Below are 16,498 nucleotides of genomic sequence, written 5' to 3'. Positions count from 1 at the left end.
ATTATTCATCATGAGTCATATGATTTGGAACGAGTACATTAAAGCATTAAAAAATGAGGTAAAGCCTGCTTTAGGTTGTACTGAGCCGATTTCTTTGGCTTTAGCGGCTGCCAAAGCACGAGCAGTTGTGGGTAATGATACAATTATTCGCATAACAGCAAAGGTTTCTCCTAATTTGATGAAAAATGGCATGGGGGTTACAGTTCCTGGTACAGGGATGAAAGGCCTTGCAATTGCAGCAGCAGCTGGTGCGGTTTGTGGTGATGCTGATGCTGGCTTAGAGGTTTTGAAGAATATTAATAATGATCATGTGGCTACAGCTAAGCAGCTTTTGGATGATAATTTAGTATCAGTTACGATCGCAGATATTGATAAAGTGCTTTATAGTGAGGCTGAAATTCAAACAGCCAATCATACTGCGCGCGTTTGTATTGCAGATACACATACTAAGATTGTTCGTATTGAAAAAGATAATGAAGTAATTTTTGAAGAGGCTGTGATTGAGGGGAAGGAGCATACAAAGCCTTATGATTTATCTGGAGCTTCCATCGCAGATATTTATGATTTCTGTACACATGTGCCCATTGAAGATATTACATTTATGAAAGAGGCTGAGATCATTAATAATGCATTGTCTATTGAAGGTTTAAAAAATGATTATGGTTTGCATATAGGTAAAACCATGATGAAGCAATTGGATAAAGGATTTATTGCCAAAGATTTAATGACAGATATTATGATCCGTACAAGTGCTGGCTCAGATGCTCGTATGGGCGGTGCAACATTGCCTGCGATGAGTAATTCAGGTTCTGGCAATCAAGGAATTTCTGCAACGATGCCGGTTGTGGTTGTGGCTGATTTTGTGAAAGCTTCTGAAGAAGAGCGAATTCGAGCACAAACATTATCTCATTTGGTGGCTATTTATATTCATAATACATTTCCAGCATTATCCGCATTGTGTGCAACATCTACAGCAGCAATGGGTGCAGCAGCTGGTATGGGTTGGTTGCTAGGTGATAAAAAGCTAGATGTGATCAACGATGCAATTTGTAGCATGATTGGTGATGTTTCAGGGATTATTTGTGATGGTGCCGCAAATAGTTGTGCAATGAAAGTTTCATCTACCGCAAATTCTGCATTTAAAGCAGTGATTATGGCATTGGATAATGTACGTGTTACAGGGCAAGAAGGTTTGGTTTCGCCTACTGTAGAAGAGAGCATTCGTAATCTTGGCAATTTAGTAACAGAGGGGATGAAACAAACGGATGAGCAAATCATAAAAATTATGATCAATAAATCACAATGTTAGCTATAAATGTATAGATGTTTATAGAGGATTTGCCATTTGATGATCTTTGTATTAAGTGGCAAGTTCATGAATATTTAAAAAATAAATTTTATATAGTGATATATACATAGTATGTTAAATAGGCAATAAAAAATAAGAATAAAATAGTAGTGCATGTTCTAAAAATATAGAGGGAATTATGATGAAAGATAATTTCACTCTGGTTGAGTTGCTCATAGTATTAATATTAATCGGTATCTTAGGTATGGTAGCAGTACCTATCAATCACAAAATGGATCAATCCATCATTAGTCATCAAGAATCATATGTAGTACAAGTAGAATATCAACCAGAAAGCGAAGTCGATATTAAGTAATATTATAAAATTAGGCAGCTGAGATCCTTTGGTGACTATTCATCAAAGGATTTTTTATATACAAATATTAATATTTAAATTCTCGTCACATTGATAGTAAACTATATTATAATGGAGATCACTGTATTTTATGAACGTTACTTTAAATAACTTGTTGTAAATTTATATTTAGAATACATTAATAATGATAATTAAAATGAGGTGAAAAATGGGTCAATCATATTTATCTGATTTAACAGCAATCGAAGGTTTTAAAGCTGCATCATTAGTAGATGCTAATACAGGAAAGGCATTAGCATCTTTTGGCTCTGGGATTGATATTGAACTTGCATCCGAGGGTAATACAGAAGTTTTAAATACAAAAAGAAGAGTAGTTGATCTTTTGGAATTAGATGATGTTATCGAAGATATTTTAATCAGTTTGGGTAAGGAATATCATTTAATTAGACCTTTAGTTAAACAACCAAGCATTTTTTTATATTTAGTACTTGATCGTAAAAAATCTAATCTTGGGTTGGCGCGTCATTTTCTGAAAACATTTGAGCATTCATTGGAGTTTTAATATTAATAATCTTCTAAGTTAATGACTTCATAAGCTGGCATTTCATAAGGATGTGCCGCTTTCATTGCATTAACAGCGGCTTGTATTAATGGCTCTTCTACAACAAGCTCAACGCGCCATTCAGGGACAGTATGGAGTTGGTTAATTTCTCCAGAATAAGGTTGACTATCTTTTAATGGTTTAAATTGACCAATACCAAGTACTTGCCAGGAACAATGAGAGTAGTTACCCAGTTTGCCACCGCCAACATGAAAGATTGCATCTTTGACGCTCTCAACGTGGGATTCTGGAACAAAGAAAACAAATTTATACATAAACTTCTTCCTAACGAGTTAATAATAAAATATATATACTATATTAATAGGTAGTTATAAATTTAAGTTGTTTTTTAATCATTCATCATGAAATATAGTTTAACATTAATTGAGCTATTAACAGTTGTTGTCTTTATTGGAATTTTATTATTAATAAATTTGCCTGTTCAACATAAAGAAAAAGACCTGTTTGCCCAACAATATGAGACCAGTGAAACTGAAGAATTGAAGTGCCGAAAATTATAAAATATATTTAAGCACAAGTTTGTGATTATTTTATCAATAATGAATCTTGCATTCAGTTTATTAAGGCTTGATAATGCTCTCTTTTAAATTATTGGCAGTCGCTTGTGTATTTAAGTAAAGTTAAACTCTCTGGTTTTAAATCCTTTGTGGATCATACAGTTTTTGACCTCACTGATCGTTTAAATGGTATTGTTGGGCCCAATGGCTGTGGGAAATCTAATATTATTGATGCTATCCGTTGGGTGATGGGGGAATCCTCTGCAAAACAATTGCGTGGTGAATCCATGACCGATGTTATCTTTAGCGGTGCCACTAGCCGAAAAGCTTCAAGTTTTGCAAGTATTGAACTGGTCTTTGATAATACAGATGGCAGAATTGGTGGGCAATGGTCAACATTTACTGAAATTAGTATTAAGCGAGTTTTAGAAAGATCTGGGCAAAGTACTTATTTTTTAAATGGTGCAAAATGCCGTCGTCGAGATATTACAGATATTTTCTTGGGCACAGGCCTGGGCTCAAGATCTTATGCCATCATCGAACAGGGGATGATTTCTCGTATTGTGGAATCTAAGCCTGATGAATTACGCTTAGTATTTGAAGAAGCTGCGGGTGTTTCTAAATACAAAGAGCAAAAGCGCGAAACAGAAACACGCATCGAACATACACGCCAAAATTTATTGCGTTTATTAGATGTTCGTGAAGAGTTAACGAAACAACTAGAGCATTTAGAGAAGCAGGCGAAGAAAGCAGAAGAGTATCAAATATTGAAGCGCGAAGAGCGCTTGTTGCAATATTTATCATTAAAACAAAAGCGTGCAGAATTAGAGCAAGGACAATCTGAGTTACAAAATCGTATTGATGCTTTGCAAAAAGAGTTTCATGAGGCGGTGGCTTTTTATAATGATTTGGTTTTAAAGCATAATGGTCATAAAACTGCTTTATCAGAAAAATCTGCATTATTAGCAGCAAAAACGGAACAGCATCATGCCAAGCAAAAAGAGATTTTAACGCTTCAGCACAAGATTGAGTCCATTCGTACCTTACAGGCACGCACAACTGCGGATCATAATGAGTTACAAATTCAGATCCAAAAGATTGAAGAAGAATTGCTTGCTAGTGAAATGATGCGTGAAAACTTAGAAAGTGAACAGATCGAAAAGAGTGAATCTTTGATGATCTTGAATGAATCCTTGTTTGAATTAAATGAAGCATTGACTGTATTGAATGAAACCTTTGATAACTTCATTGCTCAATCTAAAACCGTGAATGAAGAGATCAGCTTGTTAGAGCGTAAGGTCGATGTTGCAAAAAATAGTATTGCACATTTTGAAACAAAGCAGATCACTGATGAAAGCACAATTACTAAGCTAGAAAATGAACTTAAAGTATTATTAGATAATGATACGTTAAAAGATCGTGAAGTTTTACTTTCAGAGCAGCTAGATGAAAAGAAAATTCAGCAGGATGAACTGCAAGAGCAGATTTTAACGCATAAAGAAAAACAGAGTGAATTGAATGGCCAAAAAGTATTAGTGGAACATGCAATTCATCAAAATTTACGTCAACAATCAGAGTTTGAAGGGCGATTGAGTGCGCTAACATTGTTACAAAATGCGCTGTTATCACAAGAAGAAAATATAGAGCCATTATTTGAAGTAATGCAGATTGAGCCAAAATGGCAAAAAGCAGCAGAAGCTGTGCTATCTAAATTTTTAACTTTGTCCATTCGTGAAAATAGCCGTGGTTATGTCTTGGGTGAAAGTTCATTTGATTTTACGCCGCAGCATTTAGGATTTTATATTAAGAGTGAACATCAATTAGGTTCATTGTTATCTCACGTTTATGTGGCAGAATCCTTAACAGATGTTAAAAATAAGCGCCAACAATTACAATTGCATGAATGTTTGGTTTTAGAAAATGGTGATTTATATGGCGTAGATTGGTTCATTGGTCATGATCAGCAAGAGATTCAAGGGGTGTTAGAGCGTGCTGAAGAGATGAATCAGTTAGCAATAAAGCTCGAAGAATTAACGCTTGCAATCACTATGCAAGAGGAAGAAAAATCTGCCATTATTGAACAATTGGAAGTTTTAAAAAACCATTTAGAAATTTTAGGAAAAGCATTAGAGCAAGCTAAAACTGAAACAGCTTCTATCGAAAAAGAGTTAGCTGTTGTGATCAAAGAGCGCACTCATATTACAGAAAATCAAGCTCGTATTGAAAAAGAGTTATCAGCTTTAAAATTAGCGCATCAAGAAGGCCAAATAAAGATTGAAGAGAGTCGAATTGAACTAGAAAGCACATTGATACTTTTGGATGAAAAGAAAGAAGGTAAAAGTGTGCTTGAATCTCATTTGATGCAATATGAAGAAAACAAGAAAAAAACATTAGCAGAACAGCAAGTATTGGCGCAAAAAGTAAATGAAGAAACGCGCCAATTGGATGCTGTGCAATTTAAATTGAAAGAAACTGATACGAATTTAGCACGTTTAAAATTGAATCAAACGCAATCTTTGGCAAAGCTCGAAGAGAAAAAAGAAGTATTAGAGAATAGTGATGAAGTTATTATCATTGAAGAAGAGTTGATGATTTACAATGAAACATTGCTCGAGATTGAAGGCGCTAAAACTGAATTGACAGAAGTTGTGGGGCAGTTGCAAACCACTCTATCTCAGGAAGAAAAGCTCAAAGAAAGTCAAGAAAAGCACATCGAAAGTCAAAAAGAGATGATTCAATCTTTGATGCTTCGTGATGCTGAATTTAAGGCGCATGAAGAACATGTGGTGAAAAATTGGGAATCTTTGTTAGAAACTTTAGGTGAGGAAGAATTACAATCTTTATCCCAAGAAATGATTACAATCGATGAAGATAATATTGATGAGTTATTGAAATCGGTACAAACAAAACTTAGTAAAATTGGTGCTGTCAATTTAGTGGCGATAGATGAATGTAAAGTTTTAGGAGAGCGTAAAACCTATTTGGATGAGCAAGATCAGGATTTGAATAAAGCATTATTTGAGTTGGAAACTGCAATTCAAAAGATTGACCAAGAAACGAAAGAACGCTTTATGGGTACATTTAATGCTGTAAATACTGATTTTTCTAAATTGTTTCCGCGCTTATTTGGTGGCGGTGAAGCATATTTAGAATTAAAAGGCGATGATGCATTATTAAGCGGCGTGAATATTATCGCGCGCCCACCTGGAAAGAAACCTGGGACGATCCACTTATTATCAGGTGGTGAAAAGGCATTAACTGCAGCTGCTTTAGTTTTTGCGATCTTTAACTTGAATCCTGCACCATTCTGTATTTTGGATGAAGTGGATGCACCGCTTGATGAGGCAAATGTTCGTCGTTTAGGTTCATTGCTTCAAGAAATGTGTAATAGAGTTCAGTTTATTTTTATTACACATAATAAAACCACAATGTCGATTGCAGAATCATTGATCGGTGTAACAATGAGTGAGCCTGGCGTTTCTCGTTTGGTTTCTGTAGATTTGGCAGAGGCTGAAAAAATGGCGCAGTAGTATTTGATAGATAAAGTCTTGCTTGATATTTTTATGGTTTCATATATTAATATAGTATCTGATCTATGATGCAGAGAAGCTGTAAAGAATGATGGGAGGCAGTATGAAGAAAATATTGTGCATTTTAGGGATGTTGTCTTATGCGTTGGCACAGCCAGAAGGTTTTGTTCATCCATCAAGTTACGATGAAACAGATCAACAGTACCAAAAAGTCCTTGAATATATTGAACAATATAATATTAATCAGTACTGTAATACCGATGATAGTATCTGTCATCCCAATGTTTTACGAGCGGCTGAGTCTGATAATATCTCAGCCTTTTTATCATTAAGCACAGTACAGAATCAAGAGTATTTGAACAGATTAATAGAGGAATATTGTAATACTGATTTTTTTCAATGTGGTTATGCTAATTTATTAAAATTGTATGAAGAAAAATTATGGTGTGATGTTGGCATTTGGGAGATGCGGGATGAGCAAAATATAAATTTTAAAAATAGGCAATATCCAAAATAAAACTTATTGTGGTTGGTTTTATTTTGGATGAGATTAGAACCTGTCCTAAATTATAAGCTACCACCATATTTTTTTAAGTTTTTTAACCATCGTTTGTTCTCATTTTGACAAATATTATTATCTGTATTGAGAGCTTCAATATGCTTTTCTGCTTCTCCTCGAGTTTTAAAAGCTCGAATGTATTCTGCATGAATAGATTTTCCTAAAGCCTTTGCTTTTACATCATATGAGCGAGCTGTTTCTACTAAAGTAATTTGTTGTAGTTTCATAGGAACCTCGTTAACTAATTATTAATATATTGTATTTATTTTATTTTAATTGATTAGATTTGTGATTAAAGTGACTTAATCTATTAAGGCGTAGGATACCACTAAATTTAAAATTTTCTATATATTATTTATTGTAAATAATGATGGCTAGCAACGTGCGGGTTCTTTAATAATGTTTCCTTGAGATGAATAGGTTGCCTTTAAACATAATATTTCTTCTGTATGGCGTGTTGTATGGCCAGAGAAGAGAGTTCTGACAAAAAGTTCTTGATGGCTATCATTATGAATATAGATAGTTTCAATGTGTCGATAAGTGTGTGGTGAAACTAATAATTGTTGAGCATACTGTTTAAGGTGTTGGTGTTCACCTGAAGGGCCATCAAATTGTTGAGCGACAATTGTCGAAAATCCTTTTTCTTTAACATAAAATTGACTACGATATCTATTTTCCCAAACATATAAAATATATGCTGAAATGAATAAAAAAATACTGAAAATAGCAATGGATGAAATGGTTTCAACCTTACGATCTCTTAAGATTTCAGTATTATTTAATCGTTCATTCATGAGAAAACTTCGCTACTAATTATAAACGAGCAATGATAACTCTTATTAAGAGTATTATTGTTTAAATATATTAATTGGCAATGTAGTGATTATTAATTATTTTATAATAATATTGGCTATATTGATGATTGGCGCGCCCAAGTGGGTTATATGCCTTACGAGCGCACACTATAACATACCTAATCTTTTGATTTTGTAAAATCTTTAGTAAGATAATGTTCGTTTAAATATGAATGGTTGGGATCAAATTGGGATCTGTAACGAAACGCGGTAGCAAGTATTATGCTCGTGTGCGAGTTATGCGTAATTATATTCTGAAATCAGAAGGAAAAAGTTTTACTTCTGAAATTGATGCATTACTTTGGATCAAGCAAAAAGAAAGCGATATCACTAACGGTGAAGATGGCAAAGTAGATCGTACCAAAAAAGTGAAAGATGCTGTAATCCGATTTATTGATGAAGTATGCCCAAAAAGGCATGGTGGTAGAAATGAGGCAATTCGTTTAAATGCCATTCTTTTAATGCCTGATTTTCCTGCTGATGTACCATTGACGAAATTACAAGCTAAACATATTGCGGTTTGGCGTGATAATCGTCCTATTCAAAATGCTAGTAAAAATAGGGAAATCGCTATTTTGAGAGCAGTTTTTAAAGTTGCCAGGAAAGAATGGAATTGGTTAGAAGATGACCCTTTGAAAGAATTAGAAAGTCTACGCAAGCCAGCACCACGAAATCGTAGAATTTCAGATCATGAAATCAGTTTGATCATAGAATATTTAGGTTATGAAGATAAAACACCTGAAACTCAAATGCAGACAACAGCCTTGATATTTTTATTTGCCTTAGAAACAGCAATGCGACAAGGTGAAATTGCATCTTTGGATTGGCGTCAGGTTAATTTAAACCAAAAATACCTCACACTATTAGAAACTAAAAACGGTGATAAAAGGGATGTACCTTTATCAAGTCGTGCTATTGAACTTTTAGAGCTAATGCAACCACAACGTGCAGGATCAGTTTTTAATATTTCAGCAGATGTTGTGAGCACCACATTTAGGCGTGCAGTGAAACGCTGTTTTATTCAAGATTTAACATTTCATGATACAAGGCATGAGGCTTGTACACGATTGGCTAGAAAATTAGAAGTATTGGATTTAGCTAGAATGATAGGGCATCGTGATTTAAATTCATTGATGATTTATTACAACCCAACCGCAACGGAAATTGCAAATAGATTAGGATAGTTATGTACAACGTAGATAGTGATAAAAAATTTAGTTACAGAGATGAATATGAACGAATGTATATAGCAAATAATATATATCAATCAATTCATGGCAACAGCTTTTATAGTCCATGTCTATTAGATGGTCAATGGGGGAGTGGGAAAACGGAGTTTTGTTATAAACTATGGCATTACATCATAGAAAAAAATTCTATAAAAACATCTGAAAATGTTAATGAAAAGTTCATACTAACACCTGTTTATATCAATGTGTTTAATGCTGAAAGGATTAATAACCCATTTTTAACATTAATGGGTGGGCTTGTTGGTTCTATTAATGGTGGTGAAGTTATTCCTGCATCGTTAACGGAAACGGCATACAAAATTTTATTTACAGAAGTATCACTACAACCTATAGGTGCTGCCGCTGTGAAAGATGCTGCTACTTTTTTATTATCAAAAATAAAAGATTATGTTCCAACAATCTCAGGCGAAATTACTAAACAAATTAATGATGGTCTTAGTAAAGATGTTAGTAGTAATATATTTAATAACGCATTTGAAGAAGTTAACAAACTTGATTCTGACTATAAAAAATTTTCTACTGAGTTAAAAGCTTTCGCTACTACAAATCATCCTATATTATTTATAGTCGATGAATTGGATAGGTGTAAGCCTGATTTTGCCATTCAGTTTTTAGAATGTATTAAACATTTTTTCAATGTTGAAAATGTTTACTTTCTATTATCTTGTAATGTTAATCAATTATTAGCAAGCATTGAACATTTATATGGTAGCAAGATTGATAGTGAAAACTATTTAAATAAATTTTTTAAAGATAAAATTCCACTAAAAAATAACCATAAAAATATTCAAGCTAATCGAGCTATTTTAACTAATAATCGAGAGAATCTTAATTTTTTTCAAGATATACATATGCCTGATTATATTGAATATATATTCATAACAACTACTTTGAGACAACAGGAAAATATTATAAATAAATATCAACAAATTCAAAAAGAACATCTAAATACATGTATTGGCACTAGTGGCAACAAAAACTTATCGCATTTAATTATTTTTTCCATCGCTTATTCAATTATTATGAATAATATAACTAACCTTCAAGAATTTAAAGGAGATGGAATATTCAAAGCCATGGCATCTAATTATAATAAAAATATGAATATAAATCTAAGGGGATCTTTCAATGGTACAGATTACTTTGGTAATGCATTTAGGGATGTGGAACACTTAGTTGAAAAAATTTTCCATCAATATACATAAAATAAGCCCTTTCGGGCTTTTTTACTATCTATCCAAATGCAATGTTATTAATACATCTCCTTTCTGGAATCAATAAACGCATCGATTTCACTTTCTTTCCAGCGTGGTGCTCCTTTGGGTGTGATGCGAATTGGAGTAGGGAAGCCATCCAATTTGATGATGGCCTGTTTTGTATGACCAACTGAAAACCCAAGTTTGTTGGCAATATCTGTAATTGTGAGTAGTTTGTCGCTCATGAAGTTCTCCTTACTTCTTCTTAAATACATAACAACGCAATGTTTTCTTATTCACATTGCTGCGGATTGATTTGGCTTCTACGAATGGATAGCGCACAGATTTCTGCACCATTTTTTTAATGAGTTTGATGTCCTCAAGGCTTTGATTATTTTCACGAGCAGCGGCATAAAATTCATTGAGATTGATGGCAATTTCATCTTCATTGGGTGAATGGTTCAGTCTGTATTGATTGGCCACTAATTCTTTTTCATCAGTTAATGATTCAAAGTACTCATAAACATCCCAGAACTGATCCATTGCAGGGTGATCGCTGATTAAATCTTGTTCACGCTCCATTGCTAATTCATGGATGTAGCTGGATGCTTTGGCTTTTACGTTATCTGTGATTGGTAAAATCTCGCACAATGCTTGTAAACAAGACATTAATAAGCCATGAGTTAAGCCAATGCGTTCCGTTTTTAGATTCGGCAACTTCATGATGGCATTGCGGTTATTGGCAAATGTTGCTTCAATCATGTCCAAGATTTGACGTTCTTTTTTCAATACTTCAAATAAAAAGCCTGATACATCATCTGTGGCCAATCGCTGTAGTCGTTCTGCTGCATCACGTGAATATTGGCCCTGATGATGGCTTTTGTCGTAATAGATGTAGATCAAACGTGACAATATTGCTTCTGAACCTGAAACTTTATTGTTTTGTGAGATCACAACAGATCCACGAAACGGTTCATCATCTGTGTTGTTATTATTGCTTTTCACACCCAAAACACGTGGCGCACGGCCGTTAAACAATGGCTTGATTTCATCAAAGCTGAATGTTTTTTGCTTATGCTTGATTGGCATGTTGGGATCATTGGTATCACTTTCGATCAATACCACAGGTAAATTAGATACTTGTGACAATGTACGAGCAAGACCAGGCTTGGATGCTGTGGTTGGGTTAATCCCTTCATAATCTGAACGTCCAACCAAGGACCATAAAAATTCAATCAAAAATGATTTACCTGCACCAGCTTCGCCTGTGATTTCTAAGAATGGCCACGCTGAATAACGATCACGCAATTGTTCAGCAAAGAGTGAACCAAACCAAAAGGCCAAACAGATTAATCCTTTTATGCCAAATACGATCATGAAGTCATTGAACCAATCCGTATTGAATTCATCATTTGGGCGCATCGTTGTCATATCAAAGGTTGATTTGATATTGGTATCACCCAATTCAAAGTAATCTTCGCTATTTTTCTTGTATAACTTGCCATCTGCTACCGCAAAATTATTATAGATATAAGCCTTGTGATCCCTGCAATAACCAATGTATTTGATGGTTTCAATGTCAATGATGTCACGTGTTTTATGCGTAAAAATATCATTGAGCTGATTTGTTTCACCTGTATAAATAGCACCGGATAAAGCAGCCATGATTTTGTTTTTAAACTCTGAGCCGCTGCCTAATTGCTTAGGTAAAAATGCGCTCTTTGAGCTCTTTTGCTCACTCTTTTTAACATTCACATAATAGAAAGATTCTTCCGTTGCACGGTCAATTTGGTAGTACAAAATATCAATCGTACAGTTAGCGATCTCTGTAATCGTATTCGATGAATTGAAGGCTTTATCTTCTAGCTCTGCTTTTTCTTCAGGTGTGATTTCATCATCTTCTTTTTTGTCCAATTGCTTCACTGCTGCGTTATATGCCTCATTGAATTTTTTATAATTGAACTCAAACCAATACGTTTTGTAGTTAAATTCAAAATAAAACTGTTGGCGGTTGATCTCTTTCCAAAGTAATTTTGCTTTGGCCACAGGGCTTTTTGCAGTCAATAGCGCACCATTGAATAATGCTTTTTCAATGCCTTTATCTGTGAGCTTGCCTTTGATTAGCCAATCGTTCCAATCTGCATCTTCATTAGTGATAGCAACACGTGGATCATTGAAACCTAGATCAATCAATTTCTTATGCCAATTGATGGCAATCTTTTTAGCTTTGGATTCAGAATCTAAGGCAATCACAGGTTTGATCTGTGGATTGCTTGCCAGGATCTCTTTCAAAGTTGTTTCAGGAAAGTTATTGGCACTCATTGCGCTGATTGCTGTAATGCCAATGTGACGCAATGCTAATGCATCAAATATGCCTTCTGTGATCCAAACTTCATCATGTTTAGTTGCATCAAAATCAGGATGAACCCAAGCCAAACCACGATAACTATAACCCTTCAAGAAACGCGCTTTATCAAAGAAGTTTTCAGGGTTATCAATGAAGCGTTCCCAGTAGCCATCCATTTCGCCATTGTTTTGCATTGCAAAACGTACAGTTGCAGTTGAATTGCCAGCAGCTGCAAATGTTTCTTGTGTGAAGATATTTGTATCAACCACAGCTAAGTTGAATCCACGTTCTTCACGCAAATATGCCTTAGCCACAGCTTTAGAATCTGTCACCATTTCTGCTTCATAACGCTTGGAATATGATTCAAATAGGTGAGGGAATAGTTCACGAATTGTGACTTCATGCTCACAATTCTTGGTACGATCACAGCGAGCTTTATAAATGTCTGTGCTCCAAATCCAAAATGATTTCTTGCCACATTTAGGGCAAACGCCATTTTTATAACGCTTGCCACCGCCTTGTGGCTTTGCACCAAATTTGGTTGTAAATTCTTGGATGATTGCTGCATCCAATGCTGATGAATTGGCCATAACTACTCCATTTCATTAAAGTACTGAAGAATTTCGTCACAACCTGTCAATTTCGAGAAGTTGCCTTTTGAGAAAAACAACATCGTTGGCATTTTAGTGACTGAATAGCGATGTCTGAGCACTGCCAAGTTTTTCATGTTGGGATCCACAGCCAAATAAACATGATCAACATCGACTTTTGCTAATGCATAAAACTGTGATAGTGCAGCGGTTGATTGCATACAGTTTTCTTGTGTGAATAAAACGAATGTTGGTTCGTTGTGGATCACATTGTCGAAAGATTCAAGAGATTGGATAGTGTGAACAATCATCGCTTTTTCCTTTTTATTCAAATGACTTGGAATGATGACTTTGTATAAAGATTCGCTATTAATAAAAGTCATACCGCATTCCAATACTTCACAGCGATAGTGCTTGAAACGTGTTTCTGCACTGTAAGGATTCGTGTAGCACAACTTAGCCGTTGCGCCACATCCTGGGCATTGCGTGCTATTGGGTTTTTTCGCCATGGTTTTTCGGGCCGGATTTAATGAATGATTCAACTTCAATTTTCTTCTCCTCCAAAATGGCTATTTGTTCCCTGAGTTGCTGCTTTCCAATTGATCTTGTCCATCTCAATTTGTTAAGATTTTGCGTCTTAACGCTGATCATTTCTTTAAGTAAAGCGAGGTAATCTTGCATGTGCTCAGTCATCATTCACCCCACTTATTTAAAAAATAGTGAATATCACTCAATTCGTTTTGAAGTTGGATGATCTCTTCTTCTTGTTTTTGCTTGCCAGCTCTTGTGATGTTTGTTGGATCAGAGATTATTTCTTTTTTTTGCTCAATGTCTTCCTGAATAAAAATGCATCTTTTTTTGAAAGCAAGATTCAACTCTTGTTTACTCACCAATTCTTCTAAAGATCGTGTTGTAGGAAAAATAGTTAAGGTTGGTTTATTTTGATTAGCCATTTCTACGCCCTCTTAATTGGTTGATCACTTTCTGTGTTGCGACTGCTTGCTGTAATAAATGAAGTTGAAACGCTGAATCCTTCACATGTTCAGCAGCTTGATAGAAGTTGTGGCGAATGGATTCCAATGCTTCGATTAATTTATCTTTTGCCATGTGATTACATGAATGAGAAAGCTTCTGAACCTGCATTGCCAAAGTTAAGTAATGCGCTGTTTTTGCTTGCCCTTCGATTTGCTTCGCAACATCTTTAAAATTGCTATGTGCTGAGTTTAAAAACTCTTTCACATTAATTTTGGGTGTAGAAATCCCCTGACCATTTAAAGCCATATTCAACTCCTTGATTAAATTTAAGTGTGTTTTATCGCAACTTATTCAGTATGAAATTCTGAAAGTGCCTTCTTGAGTAGAGCATGTGCAACTGTTGCAACAGGACGTTTTTCTTTAGTAGAAATATCTTTTAATGCTTTTAATTCTTCTTTTGTTAGTGAAATTCTAACTTGTTCTGTTCGTTGTTCACTTGTAAAAAGCTTATTTTTCATCAATAATACTCCGATTGACTATCCGAATGATCATATTAAAGTCCTAGTAATTGACTATATGGCACATATTACAGATCAAACGATCTGTAGTCAACATAAAAAGGTATTAAATGGAAAGTATTGGGAAAAGATTAAAAGAAATTCGTGAAAATTTAGGAATGAACCAAACAGTTTTTGGTGCCATTGGTGGAGTTGGGCAAAAAGCTCAAATTAATTATGAAAAGGGTGAGCGAAGCCCTTCTGCTGAATATTTAGCAAATCTATCAAAAGTACCAACAGTTGATATTCAATATATCGTTACTGGTAATAGATCAAGCCATGCATTATCTGATTCTGAACAAGAGCTACTAGGTGCTTTAAGAAGTATTGATGCAGATATTAGAGCAATGGCTATTGCTGCTGCATTAAGCGTTATTAAGAGTGGCAAAGCTCAAGAAAGTAAAACGATTAATCAGCATGGTGGACAGTATTCAGAAGGTACTATCAATAATGTAATAGGGATTAATAATGGTGGGAACAAAGATAATTAATCAATTCGGTGGCCAATACTCTGAAAGAGATATTAATAATATTGCTCATAATTATCCTTTGTGTACATATTGCTGTCAAAGATTTCAATTAGATGATGCGATATTGCCATATTGCAGGCCATGCACTGATGATTTTAGAGAAGAGATGTATCAAGAAGAGTATGCAAAAATTCATCCCACCATAGATTTTTGGCAAAAAGTTATTTTATATCCTGCTATAGCATCTGTTATAGGCTTTCTCGGCTTATTAATGTATTTAAAGATAGATAATATTTTTGTTCAGTTTGGAGTTTCCACGTTATTTTTGGCTGTTATGGGTGGAATAGGTTATTACCCACTTAAAATCTTTAAAGCATTCAAATATAAGAGTGAACAACGAATATGTGAAAAAGTAGTGAGAGAATTTCCATTTAATCAAGCAGAATTAGATCAGCTAAACATAAAGGAATAGTAATTAATCATGGGGTTTCTTGGTTTCATTGTCGGTGCATTTATTGTTGGTTTCTTGATGAAAGTTTATCAGTATTCATTAGGAAATTTAGGTAAAAAACTAACATGGTTAAAGGTCATTAAATATCTATTGATTTCACTACCATTTATATTTTTGTGTACTGCAATTTTTACTGATGGTGAAGATGTCATAGGTGGATTTACTGTTTTGAGTACACCTTTTATCATTTGGAATATATTCATATTAGTGAACTGTCTTCCTAAAAATAAACAAAATGAAAGCTTTTCAGGCGCATGGGCTAGATTAAAAACCGATTTAAAAGAAGCTAAAAAAGAGTTCTCAAAAATATCTGTGGATGTTGTTACGCCAAGTAAAGCCAAATCAAGTGATGTGACTTTCATGTATGAAGATAATAACGGTGATTCTAATATGGAATCCGTTTATCCCTATGAAGTAACACCTGATTATATTAGTGGTTTTTGCAACAAAAAAGGCAAGGATCGGAAGTTTTACCATGATCGTATAGATTTTTACTTCGATAATGGTGAAGAAATCATCAGAAATATGATGAATGAATACTATGAAGAGGAGCGACGAGCTAAACGATCTACAATTGAGAATTTATCAGCATCATCTAATGATCCAAATACCATTAATTTTATTTATCAAGATAGTGAAGGGAATACAACTAAACGCAGTGTAATTATTAAATCAGTTGATTATGAGTATTTCACAGGTATATGTTTAGATCGTCACGCTGAAAGAACTTTCAAAAAAGATCGTGTAGTTGAGTATTTAGGCAATGCAAAGCAGTTATTACAGAACTTTGTGCCAACTAAAAAGAAAAAATCAGCACCTAAGAAAAACACTAAATCACCTGCTTTGACAATTAACTTTGTTGGGTTCTCAGATGAT

Annotated in this window: 18 protein-coding genes and 1 pseudogene; 10 read left to right on the top strand and 9 right to left on the bottom strand. The window is 34.5% G+C overall.

Annotated features, from left to right (window positions below; translation table 11 throughout):
• Positions 1-10 precede the first annotated feature (10 nt).
• From BZK14_RS04230 to BZK14_RS04225, 3 genes are all read left to right on the top strand, one after another.
• Positions 11-1,309: an L-cysteine desulfidase family protein gene (locus BZK14_RS04230; RefSeq protein ID WP_077925331.1), complete on the top strand. Its 1,299-nt coding sequence runs from the start codon at positions 11-13 to the stop codon at positions 1,307-1,309.
• Positions 1,310-1,487: 178 nt separating this feature from the next.
• On the top strand, positions 1,488-1,664 hold the full coding sequence (locus BZK14_RS13090; RefSeq protein WP_143691329.1) for a prepilin-type N-terminal cleavage/methylation domain-containing protein: 177 nt from the start codon (positions 1,488-1,490) through the stop codon (positions 1,662-1,664).
• Between the two features lie 208 nt (positions 1,665-1,872).
• Positions 1,873-2,226, top strand: a complete 354-nt coding sequence (locus tag BZK14_RS04225; RefSeq protein WP_077925330.1) for a hypothetical protein — start codon at positions 1,873-1,875, stop codon at positions 2,224-2,226.
• A 2-nt stretch (positions 2,227-2,228) separates the two neighbouring features.
• Here BZK14_RS04225 and BZK14_RS04220 read toward each other — a convergent pair whose 3' ends face one another.
• Positions 2,229-2,540, bottom strand: coding sequence for a YqfO family protein (locus tag BZK14_RS04220; protein ID WP_077925329.1), 312 nt, complete (start codon positions 2,538-2,540; stop codon positions 2,229-2,231).
• A gap of 350 nt (positions 2,541-2,890) precedes the next feature.
• On the opposite strand from BZK14_RS04220, the gene BZK14_RS04215 reads away from it, so the two are divergent.
• Both BZK14_RS04215 and BZK14_RS04210 read left to right on the top strand, forming a co-directional pair.
• The gene (locus tag BZK14_RS04215) at positions 2,891-6,313 is read left to right on the top strand and encodes an AAA family ATPase (RefSeq protein WP_077925328.1); all 3,423 of its coding nucleotides are present in this window, start codon (positions 2,891-2,893) and stop codon (positions 6,311-6,313) included.
• A gap of 103 nt (positions 6,314-6,416) precedes the next feature.
• Complete coding sequence (locus tag BZK14_RS04210) at positions 6,417-6,830, top strand: hypothetical protein (RefSeq protein ID WP_077925327.1); 414 nt, start codon at positions 6,417-6,419, stop codon at positions 6,828-6,830.
• Between the two features lie 50 nt (positions 6,831-6,880).
• On the opposite strand, the gene BZK14_RS04205 is transcribed toward BZK14_RS04210, so the two are convergent.
• Positions 6,881-7,099 carry a hypothetical protein gene (locus tag BZK14_RS04205; protein WP_077925326.1) on the bottom strand — a complete coding sequence of 73 codons (219 nt, stop codon included), beginning with the start codon at positions 7,097-7,099 and terminating at the stop codon, positions 6,881-6,883.
• Between the two features lie 147 nt (positions 7,100-7,246).
• Positions 7,247-7,666, bottom strand: a complete 420-nt coding sequence (locus BZK14_RS04200) for a hypothetical protein (RefSeq protein WP_077925325.1) — start codon at positions 7,664-7,666, stop codon at positions 7,247-7,249.
• 248 nt (positions 7,667-7,914) lie between these two features.
• Between BZK14_RS04200 and BZK14_RS04195 the strand changes: the two genes are divergently transcribed.
• Positions 7,915-8,910, top strand: coding sequence for a tyrosine-type recombinase/integrase (locus BZK14_RS04195; protein WP_171973638.1), 996 nt, complete (start codon positions 7,915-7,917; stop codon positions 8,908-8,910).
• A 2-nt stretch (positions 8,911-8,912) separates the two neighbouring features.
• Positions 8,913-10,181, top strand: coding sequence for a KAP family P-loop NTPase fold protein (locus BZK14_RS04190; protein ID WP_077925323.1), 1,269 nt, complete (start codon positions 8,913-8,915; stop codon positions 10,179-10,181).
• 47 nt (positions 10,182-10,228) lie between these two features.
• Here BZK14_RS04190 and BZK14_RS04185 read toward each other — a convergent pair whose 3' ends face one another.
• From BZK14_RS04185 to BZK14_RS13240, 6 genes are all read right to left on the bottom strand, one after another.
• Complete coding sequence (locus BZK14_RS04185) at positions 10,229-10,417, bottom strand: helix-turn-helix transcriptional regulator (RefSeq protein ID WP_077925322.1); 189 nt, start codon at positions 10,415-10,417, stop codon at positions 10,229-10,231.
• 10 nt (positions 10,418-10,427) lie between these two features.
• On the bottom strand, positions 10,428-13,109 hold the full coding sequence (locus tag BZK14_RS04180) for a toprim domain-containing protein (RefSeq protein ID WP_077925321.1): 2,682 nt from the start codon (positions 13,107-13,109) through the stop codon (positions 10,428-10,430).
• Between the two features lie 2 nt (positions 13,110-13,111).
• Positions 13,112-13,657, bottom strand: a complete 546-nt coding sequence (locus tag BZK14_RS04175) for a thioredoxin domain-containing protein (protein WP_143691327.1) — start codon at positions 13,655-13,657, stop codon at positions 13,112-13,114.
• Between the two features lie 144 nt (positions 13,658-13,801).
• On the bottom strand, positions 13,802-14,062 hold the full coding sequence (locus BZK14_RS04165; RefSeq protein ID WP_077925318.1) for a hypothetical protein: 261 nt from the start codon (positions 14,060-14,062) through the stop codon (positions 13,802-13,804).
• Positions 14,055-14,390: a hypothetical protein gene (locus BZK14_RS04160; protein ID WP_077925317.1), complete on the bottom strand. Its 336-nt coding sequence runs from the start codon at positions 14,388-14,390 to the stop codon at positions 14,055-14,057. Before BZK14_RS04160 ends, BZK14_RS04165 begins: the two co-directional genes overlap by 8 nt.
• A 41-nt stretch (positions 14,391-14,431) precedes the next feature.
• Positions 14,432-14,602, bottom strand: coding sequence for a hypothetical protein (locus tag BZK14_RS13240; protein WP_171973637.1), 171 nt, complete (start codon positions 14,600-14,602; stop codon positions 14,432-14,434).
• A 110-nt stretch (positions 14,603-14,712) separates the two neighbouring features.
• Between BZK14_RS13240 and BZK14_RS04155 the strand changes: the two genes are divergently transcribed.
• The 3 genes and pseudogenes from BZK14_RS04155 to BZK14_RS04145 form a co-directional block, all read left to right on the top strand.
• Positions 14,713-15,132 (top strand): helix-turn-helix domain-containing protein, encoded by a 420-nt coding sequence (locus tag BZK14_RS04155; protein ID WP_077925316.1) that lies wholly within the window; start codon positions 14,713-14,715, stop codon positions 15,130-15,132.
• On the top strand, positions 15,110-15,583 hold the full coding sequence (locus BZK14_RS04150; RefSeq protein WP_077925315.1) for a hypothetical protein: 474 nt from the start codon (positions 15,110-15,112) through the stop codon (positions 15,581-15,583). Before BZK14_RS04155 ends, BZK14_RS04150 begins: the two co-directional genes overlap by 23 nt.
• Positions 15,584-15,592: 9 nt before the next feature.
• Positions 15,593-16,498: pseudogene (locus BZK14_RS04145) on the top strand (hypothetical protein); the annotation flags it as partial.

Origin of the sequence: Wohlfahrtiimonas larvae (genome assembly GCF_002006755.1) — a bacterium.
Taxonomy (GTDB): domain Bacteria; phylum Pseudomonadota; class Gammaproteobacteria; order Cardiobacteriales; family Wohlfahrtiimonadaceae; genus Wohlfahrtiimonas; species Wohlfahrtiimonas larvae.
This window is presented reverse-complemented; position numbering and strand designations above follow the sequence as displayed.

Coding starts and splice junctions, on each gene's coding strand:
- BZK14_RS13240 (WP_171973637.1), bottom strand. CDS start 14,602: ATGAAAAATAAGCTTTTTACAAGTGAACAACGAACAGAACAAGTTAGA.
- BZK14_RS04210 (WP_077925327.1), top strand. CDS start 6,417: ATGAAGAAAATATTGTGCATTTTAGGGATGTTGTCTTATGCGTTGGCA.
- BZK14_RS04160 (WP_077925317.1), bottom strand. CDS start 14,390: ATGGCTTTAAATGGTCAGGGGATTTCTACACCCAAAATTAATGTGAAA.
- BZK14_RS04190 (WP_077925323.1), top strand. CDS start 8,913: ATGTACAACGTAGATAGTGATAAAAAATTTAGTTACAGAGATGAATAT.
- BZK14_RS04230 (WP_077925331.1), top strand. CDS start 11: ATGAGTCATATGATTTGGAACGAGTACATTAAAGCATTAAAAAATGAG.
- BZK14_RS04150 (WP_077925315.1), top strand. CDS start 15,110: ATGGTGGGAACAAAGATAATTAATCAATTCGGTGGCCAATACTCTGAA.
- BZK14_RS04185 (WP_077925322.1), bottom strand. CDS start 10,417: ATGAGCGACAAACTACTCACAATTACAGATATTGCCAACAAACTTGGG.
- BZK14_RS04225 (WP_077925330.1), top strand. CDS start 1,873: ATGGGTCAATCATATTTATCTGATTTAACAGCAATCGAAGGTTTTAAA.
- BZK14_RS04165 (WP_077925318.1), bottom strand. CDS start 14,062: ATGGCTAATCAAAATAAACCAACCTTAACTATTTTTCCTACAACACGA.
- BZK14_RS04205 (WP_077925326.1), bottom strand. CDS start 7,099: ATGAAACTACAACAAATTACTTTAGTAGAAACAGCTCGCTCATATGAT.
- BZK14_RS04155 (WP_077925316.1), top strand. CDS start 14,713: ATGGAAAGTATTGGGAAAAGATTAAAAGAAATTCGTGAAAATTTAGGA.
- BZK14_RS04180 (WP_077925321.1), bottom strand. CDS start 13,109: ATGGCCAATTCATCAGCATTGGATGCAGCAATCATCCAAGAATTTACA.
- BZK14_RS13090 (WP_143691329.1), top strand. CDS start 1,488: ATGATGAAAGATAATTTCACTCTGGTTGAGTTGCTCATAGTATTAATA.
- BZK14_RS04200 (WP_077925325.1), bottom strand. CDS start 7,666: ATGAATGAACGATTAAATAATACTGAAATCTTAAGAGATCGTAAGGTT.
- BZK14_RS04220 (WP_077925329.1), bottom strand. CDS start 2,540: ATGTATAAATTTGTTTTCTTTGTTCCAGAATCCCACGTTGAGAGCGTC.